Raw genomic sequence first — 20,440 nt, 5'->3', positions numbered from 1 at the left:
CCCAATACGCAGCGCACCAAACAGTGCTCACCCTTATTTCATTGAACTTCACACTTTCAGGCACGCTTCTTGTTATAGGTTATAGGCACCTACCCGTTCAGCCATTTCGCTGTTCGGCAAAACCTACTCAACCCGGCAAGGAAACCAATCATGCCAACACCCGCGTACCTCTCCATCACCGGAGTCAAACAAGGTTTGATCACGGCAGGCACATTTACTCAGGACTCGGTAGGCAACATTTATCAGGAAGGTCATGAGGATCAGATACTGGTCCAGGCATTTGCCCATCAGGTGATCATTCCTCGCGATCCGCAATCGGGCCAGCCGACAGGTCAGCGCGTGCACAAGCCGCTGATGATCAGCAAGGTTTTCGATAAATCGTCACCGTTGCTGTTCAGCGCCCTGACCAGCGGTGAAGAAGTCTCCTGCCGCCTCGAATGGCTGCGCACCTCGTCCGCCGGAACCCAGGAGCACTACTTCACCATTGAACTGGAGGGTGCGACTATCGTGGACATCCAGTCACGCATGCCCAACTGCCAGGACCCCGACAACGCCCACTTCACTCATCTGGAGGATGTGCACTTCACCTATCGCAAGATCATCTGGACTCACGAAGTGGCCGGAACTTCCGGCTCGGACGACTGGCGCAGCCCAGTGGCCGGCTAACCACGGCTAGAGCGGGAACAGCTGCCAGGGAAGGCGCCGTTCCTGCTGGCCGGTTACACCATCGCCAATGGGTGCTTACGCTTGGGCGCTGCGAACACACGATCGATAGCGTCCAGGTCATGTTCATCCAACACCAGCTTCGCAGCTGCGGCGTTGAGTCGGATGTGTTCAGGTGTGACCGCCTTGGGGATTGCGATGACACCCTCCTGGCGCAGGACCCACGCCAGCGATACCTGGGCCGGTGTGACCTCATGGCGACGTGCGATCTGCTTGAGGGTCGGGCTCGACAGCAGCTCACCACCCTGGGCGATGGGACAATAAGCCATCAGTGGCAAATGATGCTGTTGCCACCATGGCAACAGGTCGAACTCGATCCCGCGCTCTTCAATGTTGTAGAGCACTTGATTGGTCGCACATGCAGGGGATGCGAGCTCCTGCAGGTCTGCCACATCAAAGTTGGAAACACCCCAGCGGCCGATTTTGCCGGCCTCGCGCAAACGCTCGAACGCTTCGACAGTTTCTTCAAGTGGGTACTGGCCGCGCCAGTGCAACAGATACAAATCAATGTAATCGGTGCCAAGGCGCTGAAGGCTGGCTTCGCAGGCGCGAGGCACCCCCTTTTGGCTGGCGTTATGCGGATAGACCTTGCTGACCAGAAATACCTGGTCGCGCTTGCCACGAATCGCCTCTGCGACCACCTCTTCGGCACCGCCGTCGCCATACATCTCGGCGGTATCGATGAGCGTCAGGCCCTCATCGATACCCAGTTGCAGCGCAGCAACTTCGGCGCGGCGCCGGCTTGGGTCTTCGCCCATGCGCCAGGTCCCCTGGCCGATGACAGGGACGGGAACACCGGCCAGATCAATGGTACGCATGACAACCTCCTGGTGAGTGTGCTGATTAACAATGTGGCATTGAGCGGACAAAAGGGTTCAATCGCAGTATGGTTGCCCTTTCGCCAGTCGCCAGGAATCACCGGTAATGCTGTTTGTCGTCATGCTCGGGGGCAAGCATCCACGGGCAAAAATCGAAGTACACGATGTAGTGTTCGCCATGGCGGATACGTTGCAGGCCAGCTACCCGCAATTGCGCGACGCCTGGTTTGGCAGCCCCAAGGGTGTGCACATCGACTCATGGATGGCGGTCGACGGCGTCGACGGCTGGAAAGTTGAACTGAGCCATCTGGCGCCTCATGGCGACGCGCCCCGCCTGTACTTCATCAACCTCGGGGGCTATGAAGCCCATAGCTTCGGCGAGGCCCATCACTACCTGCTGGTAGTCGCTCGTAACAAACAGCAGGCCATGAGCCAGGGCAAGCAGCAGATGCTGCGCCACTGGTCCCAGGCCCACACCGACGGCGTGCTGGATATTGACGACTGCCTGCCGATCGACTTGGTGGACGGCCGTTATATCCACCTGGTGCAGGGGCCGCACCAACCGATCGTGCAGCGCAACGACTACATCGTGTTGCCTTGAACCGCCACGCTGAAAAAGGCAGGACTGAACAACAGCGGAACTTTGCCAGGAAATAACCGCCTGAATCCGGTACGCTCACCGTTTTTTTACTCTAGGAGTTATTCCCCATGGCCAAAGCCACCGCCCGTCACATCCTCGTTTCCACTGAAGACAAGTGCAACGAACTCAAGGCCCAAATCGAAGGCGGCGCTGATTTCGCAGAAATCGCCAAAGCCAATTCGTCCTGCCCATCCAGCCGCCAGGGCGGTGACCTGGGTTCGTTCGGCCCAGGCCAAATGGTCAAGGAATTCGACACTGTCGTATTCAGCGCCCCGGTCAATACAGTGCAGGGCCCGGTGAAAACCCAGTTCGGTTATCACCTGCTGGAAGTCACCAGCCGCCAGGATTGATTCAATCGGCGCAGATGCGATAAACAACGGCCCGCCCTTTGGCGGGCCGTTGTGCATGTGATGACTGGCGATGCCCAGGCCGTTAGCGTACAAATCCCTATTCTTCTTAACCCGGCGTTCAAGGCTGATAATGCGATTGGCTTTTTCATCTCTGCTCTGCTCCACCCTGGCCCTGCTGATGGCCAGCACTGCGGCGATCGCGGCCCCGCAAACCTACCTGACGGTTTACGGCGAGCCCGCCAAGTACCCCGCCGGTTTCAGCCACTTCGACTATGCAAACCCCAACGCGCCCAAGGGCGGCAGCCTGCGGCGCTCGGCGCTGGAGGTCGGGCGGTTTGATCATGTGCTGCCGTATATCGACAAAGGTATTGGCGTGTCTCAGGTCGACGGCTGGGTGTATGCGCCCCTGGCGCTGCGCTCGCTGGATGAGCCCTACACCGTTTATGGCCTGGTGGCAGAAAAAATGGAGCGCGCCGACGACGGCCTGTCGCTACGTTTCTACCTCAATCCCAAGGCGCGTTTCGCCGACGGTACCCCGATTACAGCCGAAGACGTGCGCTACAGCTTCGATCTGCTGATGACCCAAGGCAGCCTGCGCTTTCGCACGTTGTTTGCCGACGTCAAGCACGTCGAAGTCGAAGGCGAGCGTCAGGTACGCTTCGACTTCTCCAGCAACGACAACCGCACCCTGCCCCTGGATATCGCCACCTTGCCGGTGTTCCCGGAGCATTGGTGGAAGACCCGCGACTTTGCCAATGGCGGCGGCTACGAAGCCCCGCTGGGCAGCGGCCCGTACAAGGTCAGCAAGATCGACTCCGGCAGCACCATCACCTTTACCCGCGATCCGGATTGGTGGGGCAAGGATTTGCCGGTCAGCCGTGGCCTGTACAACTTCGATCACCTGAGCCTGGAATACTTCGGCGACACCGAAGTGGCGCGCCAGGTGCTGCGCGGCGGCGCCTACGACTTCAACCGTGAATTCTCCGCCACCGGCTATTCCATCGGCTACAACGGCCCGGCGCTGGACGATGGTCGCCTGCAGCGCGCACACCTGGCCAAAGAGATGCCGCAACCGGCCCAAGGCTATGTGTTCAACGTGCAGAAGCCGATTTTCAAAGATCGCCGCGTGCGCCAGGCCTTGGCGATGCTGTGGGATTTCGAATGGGCCAACCGGCAAATGATGCGCAACCTGTACATCCGCCAGCAAAGCTACTTTTCCAACAGCCCGCTGGCGGCCAGCCAATTGCCGACCCAGGAAGAACTGGCGATCCTGGAACCGTTGCGCGGGCAAATCCCGGATGAAGTGTTTACCCAGGTATTCAAGGCCCCGGTCACCGACGGCAGCGGCATGATCCGCGATAAACAACTGCAAGCCCTGGCACTGCTTGAGGACGCTGGCTGGAAACCGGTGGGTGACAAACTCGTCAACGCCCAGGGCGAGCCGCTGGAGTTCACCTTCCTCAACGTCCAGAACGGGCTTGAGCGCCTGTTGCTGCCCTACAAGCGCAACCTGGCGCAGATCGGCATCACCCTCAATATCCGCCGCATCGACTCGTCGCAGTACGTGAACCGCCTGATGGCCCGTGACTACGACATGATCGTCACCGGTTTTCCGGTCACCACCTCGCCCGGCATGGAGCTGTACAACTACTTCGGCTCCGCCGCTGCGTTCGATCCGGGCGCCAACAACTACATCGCACTCAAGGATCCGGCCGTCGATACGCTGATCAACGGTTTGGTGAAGGCCGACACCCAGGCGCAGATGCTCACCTACGCCCACGCCCTGGACCGTGTGCTGCAATGGAATTACCTGTGGATCCCCAACTATTACCCCCCGGGCACCTCCGCCGCGTGGTGGAACCGTTTCGGCCGCCCGGCGATCGAGGCGAAGAATGACGAAGCCCTGGAAACCTGGTGGGAAGTCAGCCCCACGCCACTGACTAACGAGCAAATGCAGGCCGAGCTGAAAAAACGCGGAGGAGCCCGTTGATGTTTGCCTATATCGTACGGCGCCTGCTGCTGATCATCCCGACGCTGGTGATCATCCTGCTGGTGAACTTCGTGATCGTGCAGGCCGCGCCCGGCGGGCCGGTGGAACAGGCCATTGCCCATCTGCAAGGCATTGGCGGCGGCGGTGTAGCGGGCGCATCCGGCGAAGGTATCAGCGGCTCCCGGGCCAGTCGTGGCCTGGACCCGAAGCTGATCAAGGACATCGAAAAACAATACGGCTTCGATAAGTCCGCACCGGAACGCCTGTGGCTGATGCTCAAGAACTACGCCCAGCTGGACTTCGGCAACAGTTTCTTTCGCGGCGCGACGGTGACCGACCTGATCCTGGAAAAGATGCCAGTTACCATTTCCCTTGGCCTGTGGGCGACGCTGATCACCTACCTGGTGTCGATACCCTTGGGGATACGCAAGGCCGTGCGCCATGGCAGCAGCTTTGACATGTGGAGCAGCACGGCCATCGTGATCGGTTACGCGATGCCGGCGTTCCTGTTTGCGATGTTTCTGATTGTGGTATTCGCCGGCGGTACGTCGCTGAACTGGTTCCCGGTGCGCGGGCTGGTGTCGGAAAACTTTGCCGAACTGAGCACCGTGGGCAAGGTTGCCGACTATTTCTGGCACCTGGTTTTGCCGGTGACGGCGCTGGTGATCGGCGGGTTTGCCACCTTGACCATCCTCACCAAGAACTCTTTCCTCAATGAGATTACCCGCCAGTACGTGGTGACCGCCCGTGCCAAGGGCCTGAGCGAACGCCGGGTGCTGTATGGCCATGTGTTTCGCAATGCCATGCTGCTGGTGATCTCGGGGATTCCCCAAGCGTTTATCAGCGTATTTTTTGCCGGCTCACTGCTGATCGAAGTGATCTTCTCCCTCGACGGCCTGGGCCGCATGAGCTACGAGGCGGCAGTGTCCCGTGACTACCCGGTGGTATTCGGCTCGCTGTTTATCTTCACCCTGTTCGGCCTTTTGATAAAACTCATCGGTGACCTCTGCTACACCCTGGTGGACCCGCGTATCGACTTTGCTGCGAGGAACGCCTGATGCTTGACCTGTCTCCCGTTGCGCGTCGGCGTTTCGAACGCTTCAAGAAAAACCGGCGTGGCTGGTGGTCGCTGTGGTTGTTTATCGGCCTGTTTATCCTGACGCTGGGCGGCGAGCTGATCGCCAATGACAAACCCTTGGTGCTCAGCTTCAAGAACGAACTGTATTTCCCGGTGTTCAAGCGCTACACCGAACAGCAGTTCGGCGGGCAGCTGCCGTTCCAGGCGGATTACCGCAGTGACTATGTGCAAAAGCTGATCAAGCAGGACGGCGGCTGGATGCTGTTCCCGCCGATTCCCTTCAGCGACGACACCCCCAATTATGAGCTGACCCGCCCTGCCCCGAGCCCACCGTCGGCGGTGAACTGGCTGGGCACCGATGACCAGTCCCGCGATGTACTGGCGCGGGTGATCTTCGGCGCAAGGGTGTCGATCCTGTTTGCCCTGGCCTTGACCGCCATCAGCGCCGCCATCGGCATTGCCGCCGGGGCGTTGCAGGGTTACTACGGCGGCTGGGTGGATTTGCTCGGGCAGCGCATTCTGGAGGTGTGGTCCGGCCTGCCGGTGCTGTACTTGCTGATTATCCTGTCGGGGTTCGTCGAGCCGAATTTCTGGTGGTTGCTGGGGATCATGGCGCTGTTTTCCTGGCTGGCGCTGGTGGATGTGGTGCGCGCCGAGTTCCTGCGCGGGCGCAACCTGGAGTACGTCAAGGCCGCGCGCGCCCTGGGCCTGGGCGACGCCAAGATCATTCGCCGGCATATCCTGCCCAATGCCATGACCGCGACGCTGAGCTATCTGCCGTTTATCTTGACCGGGGCGATATCGACCTTGAGCGCCCTGGATTTCCTCGGCTTCGGTATGCCGGCTGGCAGCGCCTCCCTGGGTGAGCTGATCGCCCAGGGCAAGCAGAACCTGCAAGCCCCCTGGCTGGGCCTGACCGCGTTTTTCACCTTGGCGCTGATCCTGTCGTTGCTGGTGTTTATCGGCGAGGCGTTGCGTGACGCCTTCGACCCTCGCTCATGAGTAATTGCCTATGAACCTGATCGAAATCCGCGACCTGTGCGTCGCGTTCAGCGGCCAGACCGTGGTACGCAATCTGAGCCTGGATGTGCGCCCCGGCGAGTGCCTGGCGCTGGTGGGTGAGTCGGGCTCGGGCAAGTCAGTGACCGCCCATTCAATCCTGCAACTGCTGCCGCAAGCCGGTACCGAAACCACGGGCTCGATCAAGTATCGTGGCCAGGAGTTGATCGGTGCAGCGCCGTCTACCCTGCAAAAACTGCGCGGTAACCGAATTGCGATGATCTTCCAGGAGCCGATGACGTCCCTGAACCCGTTGCACAGCATCGAAAAGCAAATCGGCGAAACCCTGCTGCTGCACAAGGGCCTGGGCGGCAAGCAGGCGCGGGCGCGGATTCTCGAACTGCTGGAGCTGGTGGGTATCCAGAAACCCCAGGAACGGCTCAAGGCCTACCCGCATCAGTTGTCCGGCGGCCAGCGCCAGCGGGTGATGATCGCCATGGCCCTGGCCTGCGAGCCGGAGTTGCTGATTGCCGACGAGCCCACCACCGCGCTGGACGTGACCGTGCAGCGCAAGATCCTGCTGCTGCTCAAGTCTTTGCAGCAACGCCTGGGCATGTCGCTGCTGCTGATCAGCCATGACCTTAACCTGGTGCGCAGTATCGCCCAGCGGGTCTGCGTGATGCGCGCCGGGGAAATTGTCGAGCAGGCTGACTGCCAGACCTTGTTCACGGCCCCACAGCACCCTTACAGCCGCCTGCTGCTGGACGCCGAGCCCACGGGCGATGCGCTGTGCAGCGATGCGCGCGAGACGGTGTTGCAAGTAGACAACCTCAACGTCGATTTCCCCTTGGGCGGCGGGTTGTTTCGGCGCAAGACCTGGCTGCGTGCGGTCGACGGCATCAGCCTCAGCGTGCAGCGCGGCAAGACCCTGGGGATTGTCGGTGAGTCCGGCTCAGGCAAATCGACGTTGGGCCAGGCGATCCTGCGTTTGCTTGACTCCACCGGCAGCATCCGCTTCCAGGGCGAGGCCCTCGACCCGCTCAACCATCAGCAGATGCGCCCGTGGCGCAAGCAGATGCAGGTGGTGTTCCAGGACCCCTATGGCAGCCTCAGCCCGCGCATGTCGGTCGAGCAGATCATCAGCGAAGGCCTGGAAGTGCATGCGCCATGCAGCCTGGCCGAGCGCGATGCCCAGGTGATCCAGGTGCTCAAGGACGTGGGCCTCGACCCCGCCAGCCGGCATCGCTACCCCCATGAGTTTTCCGGTGGCCAGCGCCAACGCATCGCCATCGCCCGCGCCCTGGTGCTCAAACCGGCGCTGATGCTGCTCGACGAACCCACTTCGGCCCTGGACCGTACGGTGCAGAAACAAGTGGTGGCGTTGCTGCGTGAACTGCAGGACAAATATGGCCTGACTTACCTGTTTATCAGCCATGACCTGGCCGTGGTGCGCGCCATGGCCCATGACATGATCGTGGTCAAGGATGGCAAGGTAGTGGAGCGCGGTGCCAGTCATGATGTGTTTGATTCGCCCCAGCACCCCTATACCAAAGAACTGCTGGCTGCAGCGCACATCCCTTTGTGATGATCAACAGGATTCTGCCTCCATGAGTACCAGCCTCAAGGATTATCAACACGTTCGCGGCCTGGCCATTCAGTCGTTGTTCGAGATCATCGAGCAGTCCAGCGAAGGCACGGTCATCGTCGACCGCGACGCGAACATCGTGTGGATGAACGAGCGCTACGCTAGGCGTTTCGGCCTGCACAGCGCCGATGAGGCCATCGGCCAGCCCTGCGAGCAGGTGATTTCCAACAGCCTGTTGCGCCAGGTGGTGCACAACGACCGGCCGATACTGCTGGATATCCAGGACACCCCCAAGGGCCCGCTGGTGGTGATGCGCCTGCCAATCCACGATGATGCCGGAGCGGTGATCGGCGCGATTGGCTTTGCGCTGTTCGATGAGTTGCGCAACCTGTCACCGCTGATCGAGCGCTACCTGAGCATGCAGCAAGAGCTGGCCTCGACGCGCTCGCTGCTGCGCTCGCGGCAAAGCAAATACAACTTCGCGCATTTTATCGGCACCAGCGCCGCCAGCCTGGAGGTCAAGCGCCGGGCGCGGCGCAGTGCGAGTGCCGAGTCGCCGGTGTTGCTGCTGGGGGAAACCGGCACCGGCAAGGAACTGCTGGCCCAGGCTATCCACGGTGCGTCACCGCGGGCGCACAAAGCCTTCGTGAGCATCAACAGCGCCGCGATTCCCCATGACCTGCTCGAAGCGGAGTTCTTCGGCACCGCCCCCGGCGCGTTTACCGGCGCCGACCGCAAGGGTCGCCCCGGCAAGTTCCAGATCGCCCAGGGCGGCACGCTGTTTCTCGATGAAATTGGCGACATGCCGCTGCCGCTGCAAAGCAAATTGCTGCGGGTGTTGCAGGAAAAGGAATTCGAACCGGTGGGCTCCAACGAGATGCTGCACAGCGATGTGCGGGTGATTGCCGCGACATCCATGGACCTGGAGGCAGCGATCAAACGTGGCGAGTTTCGTGCGGATTTGTATTACCGCCTCAACGTACTGCCGATCCAGGTACCGCCGTTGCGTGAACGGCTGGAGGATATTCCGGCGCTGAGCGAGGCGATCCTCGAAGAGCTGCGCAGCCAGCACGAACTGGACCCTGAGGCGCTGGTGTTGCTCGCACAACATGCATGGCCGGGCAATATCCGTGAACTGCGCAATGTGCTGGAGCGGGCGGCGTTGCTCAGTGATGACCTGATGTTGAATGCCGCGCAGGTTCGTGCAGCGATTGGTACGTTCAGCCCAGTAGTCCGTGGCCCGGTGGGCGCGATCGAGGGTGAAACCTTTGCGGCGGCGCGGGAGCGGTTTGATCGGCAGGTGATTGGTGCGGCGTTGCAGGCGTGTACCGGGAATGTGGTAGAGGCCGCCAGGCAGTTGGGGCTTGGCCGGTCGACGCTGTACAAGAAAATGGTGGCGCTGGGGCTAACTCAGTCTCCATATTGAGACCCAATTCTCAATACAAAGACAATCCATTGTGAGAGGGGCTTGCTCCCGATGGCAGTGTGTCAGGCTGAGCATCTGTACCTGACCCACTGCTATCGGGAGCAAGCCCCCTCCCACATTAGGTATTTGTTTGTCTCAAAATAGAGATAAAACTTCAAAGCGCTGTTGAAAATTCTGAAAATATCGTTGTTTTTCAAATAGTTAATAACATGGCACACATCTAGCTATAGCCCTCCCACCGCTTCACCCCACAACAATAACAATCCGATGGAGACACACCATGAGTGTGATCATTGCCCTGGCCGCGCTCGCGCTGCTGATGCTGGCTGCGTACCGTGGCTATAGCGTTATCCTGTTCGCCCCCATTGCCGCCCTCGGCGCGGTGCTGCTCACCGACCCCTCCGCCGTCGCCCCTGCCTTTACCGGGGTGTTCATGGAAAAGATGGTCGGTTTTATCAAGCTGTATTTCCCGGTGTTCCTGCTCGGTGCAGTGTTCGGCAAGCTGATCGAGTTGTCGGGTTTCTCGCGCTCGATCGTGGCGGCTGCGATCCGCTTGCTGGGCGCACGCCAGGCGATGCTGGTTATCGTGCTGGTCTGCGCCCTGCTCACTTACGGCGGCGTGTCGCTGTTCGTGGTGGTGTTTGCCGTGTACCCGTTCGCGGCGGAGATGTTTCGCCAGAGCAATATCCCCAAGCGCCTGATCCCGGCAACCATCGCCCTCGGCGCGTTCTCGTTCACCATGGACGCCCTGCCCGGCACGCCGCAGATCCAGAACATCATCCCCAGTACCTTCTTCAACACCACTGCCTGGGCGGCGCCGTGGCTGGGGCTGATCGGCACGATCTTCGTGTTTTGCACCGGTATGCTCTACCTGGCCCGCCAGCGCAACAAGGCCCAGCGGGCCGGGGAAGGTTATGGCACCGAGTTGCGTAACGAGCCGGAAACCGCCGAGAACCTCAGCCTGCCCAATCCCTGGATCGCGCTGTCGCCGTTGATTCTGGTCGGGGTAATGAACCTGCTGTTTACCCACTGGATCCCGCAGTGGTACGGCAAGACCCACAGCCTCAGCCTGCCAGGCATGAGCGCACCGGTGACCACCGAAATCGCCAAGCTCACCGCGATCTGGGCGGTGCAGGCGGCGTTGCTGGTGGGGATTATCGTGGTACTGGTGTTCGGCTTCTCCGCGATCAAAAGCAAGCTGGCCGAAGGCAGTAAAAGTGCGGTCAGCGGCGCGCTGCTGGCGGCAATGAACACCGCCTCGGAATACGGCTTTGGCGCAGTAATCGCCTCGCTGCCAGGCTTTCTGGTACTGGCAGACTGGCTCAAGGGCATCCCCAACCCGCTGGTCAACGAAGCAATTACCGTGACCCTGCTGGCGGGCATCACCGGCTCGGCTTCCGGCGGCATGAGCATTGCCCTGGCGGCGATGTCCGAGAGCTTTATTTCAGCGGCCCATGCGGCCAATATCCCTCTTGAAGTGCTGCACCGGGTCGCGGCCATGGCCAGCGGCGGCATGGACACCCTGCCCCACAACGGCGCGGTGATCACGCTGCTGGCGGTCACCGGCTTGACCCACCGCGAAGCCTACAAGGACATTTTCGGCATCACGATTATCAAGACCCTCGCGGTGTTCGTGGTGATCGGTACTTTCTATGCCACCGGTATTGTGTGAGGTTTTCATGACGAATTTGAATGGCAAAACCGCCCTGGTCACCGGCTCCACCAGCGGCATCGGCTTAGGGATAGCACTGAGCCTGGCCAAGGCCGGCGCCAACCTGATTCTCAACGGCTTTGGCGACGCCAGCGCGGTGATCGCCCAGGTGCAGGCGTTTGGTGGCAAGGTCGGGCATCACCCGGCGGATGTCAGCGACCCGGCGCAGATCGCCGACATGCTCGCCTACGCCGAGCGCGAGTTCGGTGGCGTGGATATTCTGGTCAACAATGCCGGCATCCAGCATGTGGCGGCGGTGGAAGACTTCCCGGTGGAGCGCTGGGATTCGATTATCGCGATCAACCTGTCCTCCGTGTTCCACAGTACACGTTTGAGCCTGCCGGGCATGAAGGCCAAGGGCTGGGGGCGTATCGTCAATATCGCCTCGGTGCACGGCCAGGTCGGCTCAATGGGCAAGGCTGCCTACGTGGCGGCCAAGCATGGGGTGATCGGCCTGACCAAGGTGGTGGGCCTGGAAACCGCCACCAGCAATGTGACCTGCAATGCGATCTGCCCGGGCTGGGTGCTGACGCCGCTGGTGCAGAAGCAGATTGATGATCGCGTGGCCAGTGGGATCGACCCGCAACAGGCGCAGCAGGATTTGCTGGCTGAAAAGCAGCCGTCCCTGGAGTTTGTGACGCCGTCGCAGCTGGGTGAGCTGGTGCTGTTTTTGTGCAGCGAAGCTGGCGCCCAAGTGCGCGGTGCGGCGTGGAATATCGACGGTGGCTGGCTGGCCCAATAACCCCCCAGACACCGGAGATCAAAATGTGGGAGGGGGCTTGCTCCCGATAGCAGTGTGTCAGGGTAGACATTTGTAACTGAACCACCGCTATCGGGAGCAAGCCCCCTCCCACATTGGAACGCTATTGTTTGGAAGACCGATACTAGAACAAGAGATTTCGCTATGTCCGACATCCTCTGGCAACCCTCGCCCGAACGCATCGCCAACACACGGATGGACCAGTTCCGTCGCTTCATCAACCAACGCCACGACCTGCACCTCCACGACTACCCTGCCCTGCACCAATGGAGCATCGACCAGCGCCCGGACTTCTGGCAGGCGATTGTGGCGTTCTTCGACGTGCAGTTTCGCAGCCCGCCCAGCGTCACACTGATCGAAGACATCGAGATGCCCAGCGCCCAATGGTTTCCCGGCGCCACCCTGAACTTTGCCGAACACTTGTTGCGCCGCCGCGACGATCACCCTGCCGTAGTCGCTATCAGCGAAGACGGACTGCGTGAACAACTGACCTACGCCGAGCTGGCCGCCCACGTCGCAGGCCTGCAAAGCAGCCTGCGCGCGGCAGGCGTGGGCATGGGTGACCGAGTGGCCGCGTGCATGCCCAACACCTGGCAAACCCTGGTGGGTATGCTTGCCACCACCAGCCTCGGCGCGATCTGGTCATGCTCTTCGCCGGATTTCGGCACCCAGGGCGTCATCGATCGATTCGGCCAGATCGAACCCAAAGTGCTAATTACCTGCGCCGGCTACCGCTATGCAGGCAAAAACATCGACCAGAGCGCCAAGCTCAATGAAATCCTCGCGCGCCTGCCCTCCCTACAACAGCTGATCATCGTGCCGTACGCCCGGCCTCAGGCACAGGTCGACGATTATCTGAGCCAAGCCCGTGTCACGCTGTGGGACGACTTCTATCAGGCCGGCGGCGTGCCCGAATTTGTCGCAGTGCCGTTCGAACATCCGCTGTATATCCTCTATTCCAGCGGCACCACCGGCATCCCCAAATGCATTATCCATGGCACCGGCGGCGTGCTGCTCACCCACCTCAAGGAACACGGCCTGCACGCCGACCTGAGCCGCGAGGACTGCCTGTTCTACTACACCACCTGCGGCTGGATGATGTGGAACTGGCTGGTGTCGGTGCTGGCGATAGGCGCCACGGCGGTGCTGTATGACGGCTCACCGTTCCACCCCGGCCCCGAGCGTTTGATCGACTTGATCGATGCGGAAAAAATCAGTGTATTCGGCACCAGCCCGAAATTCCTCGCTACCCTGGAGAAAGCCGGGTTGCGGCCACGCCTGAGCCACGACCTGAGCAGCCTCAAGGGCCTGATTTCCACCGGCTCGCCACTGTCACCCCAGAGCTACGACTATGTGTACCGCGAGATCAAGAACGAGCTGTGCCTGTCGTCGATGTCCGGTGGCACCGATATCGTCTCCTGCTTCGTGATCGGCAACCCGGTGCTGCCGGTGCGGCGCGGTGAGATGCAATGCAAGAGCCTGGCCATGGCCATCGAGGTGTGGGACGACCAGAGCCGGCCGCTGATCGGGGAAAAAGGCGAGCTGGTCTGCACCCGGCACTTTCCGGCCATGCCCATTGGGCTGTGGAACGACCCGCACCAGCACAAGCTGCGCGCCTCCTATTTCAGCCAGTTCCCCGGCGTATGGGCCCAGGGTGATTATGCTGAGCAGCGGGCCAATGGCAGCCTGCTGATTCATGGGCGCTCAGACGCGGTGCTCAACCCTGGCGGCGTACGCATCGGCACCGCCGAGATATACCGCCAAGTGGAAAAAATCCCACAGGTGCTGGAAAGCCTCGCCATCGGCCAGCGCTGGCAGGACGATGTGCGTGTGGTGCTGTTTGTACGCCTCGATGACGGCGTCGAGCTGGATGAAGCGCTGCAACAGCAGATCCGCCAGGTGATCCGTGCCAACACCACGCCGCGCCACGTACCGGCCAAGATCCTCGCTGTCACGGATATCCCTCGCACCATCAGCGGCAAGATCGTAGAGTTGGCGGTGCGCAACGTGGTACATGGGGAGCCGGTAAAGAACACCGATGCCCTCGCCAATCCCGAAGCACTGGAGCAGTTTCGCCGACGCCCTGAACTGGATTTTTAGATGAAAGGTTTCAGCGCTGAACCGCTGTTTTGAAGAAAAGCCGTCAATGCGTGCTATTTTTCCGGGGTAGTCATCCATTGATGATCCTTGGGACAATGGATGTGGTCATTTTTCAAAGCGTCGTGTTCAGGGCTTTTTTTCATGAATGGAACATCCACCGGTAGCGAAGCCGCTGCATTGATCAAGCGGCTGGACTGGGCGCAAAGCCCCCTCGGTGAGGCCACTGATTGGCCGCAGAGCCTGCGCACCGCCGTCGATATCGTCGTGCATTCGCCGATGCCGATGGTGCTGCTGTGGGGCCCGCAACTCATACAACTTTATAACGATGGCTTCGCCCAACTGGTGGGCAACAAGCACCCCGGCGCCCTGGGCCAACCTGCGCACCAGACCTGGCCGGAGCTGCAAAGCTTCGCCGCACCGGTGTACGACGCAGTGCTCGGCGGCCAGGTGCGCACCTTCAGCGAGCAGCGTTTTGTCTTGCAACGCGAATGTCGCGACACCGAAATCTGGCTCGACCTGACCTACAGCCCGGTGCGCGACGAAAGTGGCCAGGTGGCAGGCATCCTGGTCACCGCCATCGAAACCAATGAACGGCGCAGCAAAACCCTGGAACTGCAGCAGCGTTCCGAAGCGAGCCTCAAGGCCCAGCACAACACCGAGCAGCGCCTGCAACTGGCACTGGCGGCGACCGATGCCGTGGGCACCTGGGACTGGGACATCGGTGAAGATCACTTTATCGCCGATGCACATTTCGCCTACCTGCACGGTGTCGACCCGAGTGACGCCGGCCTGCTGCCCATCAGCACCTATCTGCTCGGCGTGCATCCCGAAGACCGTGGCATGGTCACGCGCAGCATCAAGCATTGCATCACCTTCGGCACTGAATACGCCGAGGAGTACCGCCTGCTGCAAGCCGACGGCCAGGTGCGCTGGGTGTTTGCCCGTGGCCGCTGCTACAAGGACCAACAAGGCCGACCCGCACGCTTCCTCGGCGCCGCGCTGGACCTCACCGAGCGCAAGCACACCGAACAGGCGCTGCGCCAGAGCCAGACCGAGCTGCAACTGATCATCAACGCCATGCCGGTGTTGATCGGCTACGTGGACCATGAGCAGCGCTTTCGCCTGAACAACAGCGCCTACCTCGACTGGTACGGCAAGACGCCCCAGGAGCTGTACGGCAAGACCATCCGCGAAGTGCTCGGTGATGAGGTGTATGCCGGACGAATAGACAAGATCGAAGCGGCCCTGAACGGCAAGGCGTGCAGCTTCATGACCCTCACGCCCCATCGCGACGGCCGCCCGCGCCACGCGTTGATGAAATACCTGCCGCGCTTCAGCAATGACGGTTCGGTGAACGGCTTCTACATTTTTGTGATCGACGAGACCGAACGCAAACTCACCGAGGAAGCCCTGCGTCATCTCAACGAGAACCTCGAAGAGCGTGTGGCCCAGCGTACCCAGGCGCTGGCCGAGGCCAACCAGCGCCTGCAGAACGAGATGTTCGAGCGTGAACGCGCCGAAGACGCCCTGCGCCATGCGCAGAAGATGGAAGCGGTGGGCCAGCTCACCGGCGGTATCGCCCATGACTTCAACAATATGCTCACCGGCATCATCGGCAGCCTGGACCTGATGCAGCGCTATATTGCCGCCGGGCGCAGCGATGAGATTGGCCGCTTTGCCGATGCCGCCGTATCCTCGGCCCATCGCGCCGCCGCCCTCACCCACCGCCTGCTGGCGTTTTCGCGGCGCCAGTCGCTGGACCGCCGCCCCACCGATCCCAACCAGCTGGTGGCATCCCTGGAAGATCTGTTCCAGCGCACCAAGGGCGCGCATATCGCGCTCAAGGTGCAACTGGGCAAGGACATCTGGCCGGTGAACACCGACGCCAGCCAATTGGAAAACGCCCTGCTCAACCTGGTGATCAACGCCCGCGACGCCATGCCCGACGGCGGCGAGTTGCTGATCGAAACCGCCAACAGCTACCTGGACGGCACCGACATCACCACCCTGGAGCCGGTCAAGGCCGGCGACTACGTGATGCTCGGCGTGAGCGACAACGGCAGCGGCATGGCGCCGAAAATCCTCGCCAAGGCATTCGACCCGTTCTTCACCACCAAGCCTATCGGCCAAGGCACCGGCCTTGGGCTGTCGATGATTTACGGCTTTGCCCAGCAGTCCGGCGGCCATGTAACGATCCAGAGCGAACCGGGCCAGGGCACCTGCGTGCGCCTGTACCTGCCGCGCCTGTACGGCACCGCACTGGAAAGCGACCTGCCCGTCAGCCTCACCGAAGCCCCGGTGGCCCTGGCCGGTGAAGCCGTGGTGGTGGTCGAGGACGACCCGGCGGTGCGCATGTTGGTGGTCAACGTCCTCGATGAACTGGGCTATACCGCGCACCAGGCGGCCGACGCCCGTGCCGCGCTGCCGCTGCTGGAGTCGGATTTGCGCGTGGATTTGCTGGTGACCGACGTCGGCCTGCCGGGCATGAACGGCCGGCAACTGGCGGAAATCGCGCGCCAGCATCGCCCCGGCCTGCGGGTGTTGTTCATGACCGGTTATGCCGAGAAAGCCGCTGAGCGCCAGGGCTTTTTGGAAGACGGCATGGACATGGTCGCCAAGCCCTTTTCGATCGACCTGCTGGCCACCAAAATCCGCAGCATGATCGGCGGCGAGGCCTGAGTTCAGGCATAATCGCGCGCCGTCGCACACCTGGTAGAGATCAATGAAAGCCCAAGCCCGTCATATCCTGGTGAAAACCAGCGAAGAAGCCGAACAACTCAAGCAGCGCATTGCCAAGGGTGAAGCCTTTGACGTGCTGGCCAAGAAGTACTCCACCTGCCCGTCGGGCAAGCGTGGCGGCGATCTGGGCGAAGTGCGGCCCGGGCAGATGGTGGGCGCGATTGATGCGGTGATCTTCAAGAAGCCGGTGAAGGTGGTGCACGGGCCGATCAAGAGCAAGTTTGGCTATCACCTGGTGCAGGTGTTTTACCGGGATTGATGGGATTGCCTTTAGCCCCCTCCCGCAGTTGACCCTGTTCCAACTGAAGGAATGCAGTCTAATGTGGGAGGGGGCTTGCTCCCGATCCGCCGCAGGCGGCCATTCACCTCGGTATCAGCGCCCCCGGCAGCTGAATCACCCGACTCGCCAGCCGATGCCCAGCCAATGCAGCCTCTTGCGGCGAGCCACCTTTGAGCCGCCCGGCCAGATACGCCGCACTGAACGAATCTCCCGCCGCCGTAGTGTCCACCACCTTTTCCACCTTCAACGCCGGCACCGCAAAACGCTCTCCCGCACAGCGAATCAAACACGCATCCGCGCCACGCTTGAGCACCACTTCTGCAATCGATGGATAGGCCGCAAACACCTGCTCGCTGTCCTCATAGCCAAACAACGCGTGCTCGTCATCCTCGGTCAACAAGGCTATATCCACTTCGGCCAACACCTTGCGATAAGCCGCACGGGCCGCTTGCACATCAGCCCATAGCCGTGGCCGGTAATTGTTATCGAACACCACCTTGCCACCTCGGCGGCGGGTTTCGACCAGGGTGTGCAGCAAGCGCTCGCGCCCAACCTCGCCCAGCACCGCCAGGGTAATGCCGCTGAAATACACCACGTCATAGTCCGGCAACGCTGCCAGGATCGGCTCGGCCGCAGCCGTGGTAAAGCAGTCACGCACGGCCGCTTCGTTGCGCCAGTAAAGAAACTTGCGCTCGCCACTGGCGTCGGTCTGGATGCAGTACAAACCCGGCAGACGCCCGGGCAGGCGCTGGACCATGCTCAGGCCAAGGCCCTCGGTTTGCCACTGCTGGCACATGGCGTCGCTGAAACTGTCATCGCCCAAGGCGGTGACGTAGTCGACGCTGGCGCACTCGCCCAGCTCACGGCGCAGGTACACCGCCGTGTTCAGGGTGTCGCCGCCGAAGCTCTGGTGCAGGCTGCCGTCGGCGCGGTGTTGCAGTTCGATCATGCATTCGCCGATAAGGGCGATGCGGGGTTGGGTGGTCATGGCTGCTGTCTCGGTGGGGCTGATGGCCTCATCGGGGGCAAGCCCCCTCCCACAGGGGAATGCATTCCAAATGTGGGAGGGGGCTTGCCCCCGATAGGTGCGACGCGGTCTAGAAACAGGTACGCAGCGACTCGACCACCTGCAACTGCTCATCCACCAGGCAACCCACCTGCCATTTGTCGAAGGTCAGGCAGGGGTGGGACGTGCCAAACGAAATGATGTCGCCAATGCGCAACTCAACACCCGGCGCTACGGTCATGAACGCATGTTGGTCCATCACCGCGGTGACCTTGCACGCGCTCACATCATCACCGTGCGCCGGGACGATCCCGGCCTTGTAGCGCTTGAGCGGCACCGGCAAGCCGGCGTCATAGGCCACGTCACGCTTACCCAGGGCAACCACCGCAAACCCCGGCTCCGGCAGCGACTGCACATGCGCCCAGACTTCCATCGCCGGGCGCAGGCCCTCGTTGAGGTCGCTGCGTCGGTCGAGCACGCAGCATTGCGCGTCTTTGTAGATGCCATGGTCGTGGGCCACGTAGCTGCCTGGGCGCAACACACTGAGGAAACGACCGGCAGCGTTCTGCGCCTCGAACGACTCGGCGATCAGGTCGTACCAGGCCGAGCCCGACGCCGTGATGATAGGTTTGGGCAGGTCGAACAGGCCGCTGTCTTGCAGGTCCACCGCCAGGCGCACCAGGCTGGCAGCGAAGTCACGGATGCCGCTGATGGCGTGCTCGCCGTGGATCACCCCTTCGTAGCCTTCGATGCCGGTCAACGCCAATGCCGGTTGGGCCTTGATTGCCCGGGCCAGTTCACGCACTTCCTGCTCGCTGCGACAGCCACACCGGCCGCCGACCACGCCGTATTCGATCATCACGTTCAGACGCAGGCCGCGCGCGGCGAAGAACAGGCCCAGATCCGCGACGTTGTCCGGGTGATCAACCATGCAATGGAAGTCGAAATCCTGATCGGCCAGCAGGTCGGCGATCAGCGCCATGTTCGGCGCACCCACCAATTGGTTGGCCATCAGCACACGACGCACGCCACCGGCATAGGCGGCGCGGGTTTGTACGGCGTTGGCCAGGGTGATCCCCCAGGCACCGGCGGTGATCTGGCGCTCGAACAGCGCAGGCATCATGCTGGTCTTGCCGTGGGGCGCCAGCTCGGCGCCGCTGTGGCTGACAAAGTCCTGCATCCAGCGAATATTGTGCTCCAGGGCGTCACGGTGCAGCACCAGCGCCGGCAGGCTGACATCGCGGACCAAATGGGCACCGACGGCGGCGGCACCTTTTTCAACGGCATTGAGGGCAGACATGGAAAACTCCTATTCGTTGATGCGCCGGGCCAGGCTGTTGGCGCTGTCGATCAGCACCCGGCGATAGTCGTGGTAGTGCTTGCTGGCATCGGCTCGCGGGGCAACGATGCACAGGGTCGCAATGCTGATGCCCTGGGCGTCCCGCACCGGGGCGGCGAAGCAATGGGTGAAGGTGTCGGCCACACTGTCGAAGGAAAAGAACCCATCGACGGTGGCCTGGCGGATCTGCGCCAGGAAGGTATCGAGCGGCAGGCGCAGGCCGTCCGGCAGGATGAAATCGTCGGGGTCGATCAGCTCGATGATCTGCTGGTCGCTCAAATGCCCCAGCAACAAACGCCCGGAAGCGGTCCACGGGATCGGCGCGTTTTCACCGATATCCGAAGAAATACGAAAATGCCGCTGGCCTTCGCGCATCAGCGCCACCGTGTACTTGCGCCCGTTGAGCAGGCACATCTGCGCGGTTTCGTGGGTCTGGCTGACGATTTCCTGCAGGGCGTGATCGGCCTCGCGGGTTAGGTCGAAGTGCCGCAGGTGCGCCTGGCCGAGGAAATACAACTGGCGCCCCAGATACACGTGACCGTCCTTGCCCACGGTTTCCAGAATGCGCCGCTCCAGCAGCGACGCGACCAATTCGTAGACCGTGGACTTGGGGCTGCCGATGCCGCTGGCAATGTCATTCGGGCGCAGGGGTTGGCCGATCTCCTTGAGAAAATCAAGGATATCGAACGCACGGTCCAGGCCTTTGGCGCGGCGTTTGATGGTGTCTTCGGTCATGGCAGTGATGGGTCCGGTCAAAGGTGTTTGCTGCACGGTGATCCCCTGTGGGAGCGGGCTTGCCCGCGATGACGGTGGGTCAGTGACAAAGGTGTTATCTGGCACTACGTCATCGCAGGCAAGCCAGCTCCCACATTGATCTTCAGTGATCTCAAGAGTGG

General features: G+C 61.5%; 17 protein-coding genes. 13 read left to right on the top strand and 4 right to left on the bottom strand.

What is annotated here, in order from left to right; all coding sequences use genetic code 11:
• Positions 1-150: 150 nt before the first annotated feature.
• Entirely contained in the window at positions 151-666 is a 516-nt protein-coding gene (locus LJX92_RS11645; RefSeq protein ID WP_005788794.1) for an Hcp family type VI secretion system effector, read from the top strand.
• A 53-nt stretch (positions 667-719) separates the two neighbouring features.
• On the opposite strand, the gene LJX92_RS11640 is transcribed toward LJX92_RS11645, so the two are convergent.
• On the bottom strand, positions 720-1,541 hold the full coding sequence (locus LJX92_RS11640) for an aldo/keto reductase (protein WP_032876043.1): 822 nt from the start codon (positions 1,539-1,541) through the stop codon (positions 720-722).
• A gap of 106 nt (positions 1,542-1,647) precedes the next feature.
• Between LJX92_RS11640 and LJX92_RS11635 the strand changes: the two genes are divergently transcribed.
• From LJX92_RS11635 to LJX92_RS11580, 12 genes are all read left to right on the top strand, one after another.
• Positions 1,648-2,142 carry a DUF1543 domain-containing protein gene (locus LJX92_RS11635; protein WP_228309789.1) on the top strand — a complete coding sequence of 165 codons (495 nt, stop codon included), beginning with the start codon at positions 1,648-1,650 and terminating at the stop codon, positions 2,140-2,142.
• Positions 2,143-2,249: 107 nt separating this feature from the next.
• Entirely contained in the window at positions 2,250-2,531 is a 282-nt protein-coding gene (locus tag LJX92_RS11630) for a peptidylprolyl isomerase (protein ID WP_005788801.1), read from the top strand.
• A 130-nt stretch (positions 2,532-2,661) separates the two neighbouring features.
• A complete protein-coding gene (locus tag LJX92_RS11625) occupies positions 2,662-4,521 on the top strand; it encodes an extracellular solute-binding protein (RefSeq protein WP_032876050.1) in 1,860 nt (619 codons plus the stop codon).
• Positions 4,521-5,579, top strand: coding sequence for a microcin C ABC transporter permease YejB (locus LJX92_RS11620; protein ID WP_032876053.1), 1,059 nt, complete (start codon positions 4,521-4,523; stop codon positions 5,577-5,579). The genes LJX92_RS11625 and LJX92_RS11620 overlap by 1 nt, the downstream gene beginning before the upstream one ends.
• A complete protein-coding gene (locus LJX92_RS11615) occupies positions 5,579-6,601 on the top strand; it encodes an ABC transporter permease (protein WP_005788807.1) in 1,023 nt (340 codons plus the stop codon). Before LJX92_RS11620 ends, LJX92_RS11615 begins: the two co-directional genes overlap by 1 nt.
• A 10-nt stretch (positions 6,602-6,611) precedes the next feature.
• A complete protein-coding gene (locus LJX92_RS11610; protein WP_103734350.1) occupies positions 6,612-8,183 on the top strand; it encodes an ABC transporter ATP-binding protein in 1,572 nt (523 codons plus the stop codon).
• Between the two features lie 22 nt (positions 8,184-8,205).
• The gene (locus LJX92_RS11605; RefSeq protein ID WP_078821541.1) at positions 8,206-9,609 is read left to right on the top strand and encodes a sigma-54 interaction domain-containing protein; all 1,404 of its coding nucleotides are present in this window, start codon (positions 8,206-8,208) and stop codon (positions 9,607-9,609) included.
• Between the two features lie 280 nt (positions 9,610-9,889).
• The gene (locus LJX92_RS11600) at positions 9,890-11,281 is read left to right on the top strand and encodes a GntP family permease (RefSeq protein WP_228309788.1); all 1,392 of its coding nucleotides are present in this window, start codon (positions 9,890-9,892) and stop codon (positions 11,279-11,281) included.
• A 7-nt stretch (positions 11,282-11,288) separates the two neighbouring features.
• Positions 11,289-12,062, top strand: a complete 774-nt coding sequence (locus LJX92_RS11595; RefSeq protein ID WP_228309787.1) for a 3-hydroxybutyrate dehydrogenase — start codon at positions 11,289-11,291, stop codon at positions 12,060-12,062.
• A 162-nt stretch (positions 12,063-12,224) separates the two neighbouring features.
• Positions 12,225-14,180 carry an acetoacetate--CoA ligase gene (locus LJX92_RS11590; protein ID WP_228309786.1) on the top strand — a complete coding sequence of 652 codons (1,956 nt, stop codon included), beginning with the start codon at positions 12,225-12,227 and terminating at the stop codon, positions 14,178-14,180.
• A 141-nt stretch (positions 14,181-14,321) separates the two neighbouring features.
• Positions 14,322-16,859 (top strand): PAS domain-containing protein, encoded by a 2,538-nt coding sequence (locus LJX92_RS11585; protein WP_228309784.1) that lies wholly within the window; start codon positions 14,322-14,324, stop codon positions 16,857-16,859.
• A gap of 43 nt (positions 16,860-16,902) precedes the next feature.
• On the top strand, positions 16,903-17,178 hold the full coding sequence (locus tag LJX92_RS11580; protein ID WP_003174397.1) for a peptidylprolyl isomerase: 276 nt from the start codon (positions 16,903-16,905) through the stop codon (positions 17,176-17,178).
• 103 nt (positions 17,179-17,281) lie between these two features.
• Here LJX92_RS11580 and LJX92_RS11575 read toward each other — a convergent pair whose 3' ends face one another.
• The 3 genes from LJX92_RS11575 to LJX92_RS11565 form a co-directional block, all read right to left on the bottom strand.
• Positions 17,282-18,187: a sugar kinase gene (locus LJX92_RS11575; RefSeq protein ID WP_216091568.1), complete on the bottom strand. Its 906-nt coding sequence runs from the start codon at positions 18,185-18,187 to the stop codon at positions 17,282-17,284.
• Positions 18,188-18,296: 109 nt separating this feature from the next.
• Positions 18,297-19,505, bottom strand: coding sequence for an amino acid deaminase (locus LJX92_RS11570; RefSeq protein WP_005788824.1), 1,209 nt, complete (start codon positions 19,503-19,505; stop codon positions 18,297-18,299).
• A 9-nt stretch (positions 19,506-19,514) separates the two neighbouring features.
• Complete coding sequence (locus tag LJX92_RS11565; protein WP_032876076.1) at positions 19,515-20,279, bottom strand: IclR family transcriptional regulator; 765 nt, start codon at positions 20,277-20,279, stop codon at positions 19,515-19,517.
• Between the last annotated feature and the right edge of the window lie 161 nt (positions 20,280-20,440).

The sequence above is a fragment of the Pseudomonas sp. HN8-3 genome (assembly GCF_020790195.1).
Lineage (GTDB): Bacteria > Pseudomonadota > Gammaproteobacteria > Pseudomonadales > Pseudomonadaceae > Aquipseudomonas > Aquipseudomonas synxantha_A.
This window is presented reverse-complemented; position numbering and strand designations above follow the sequence as displayed.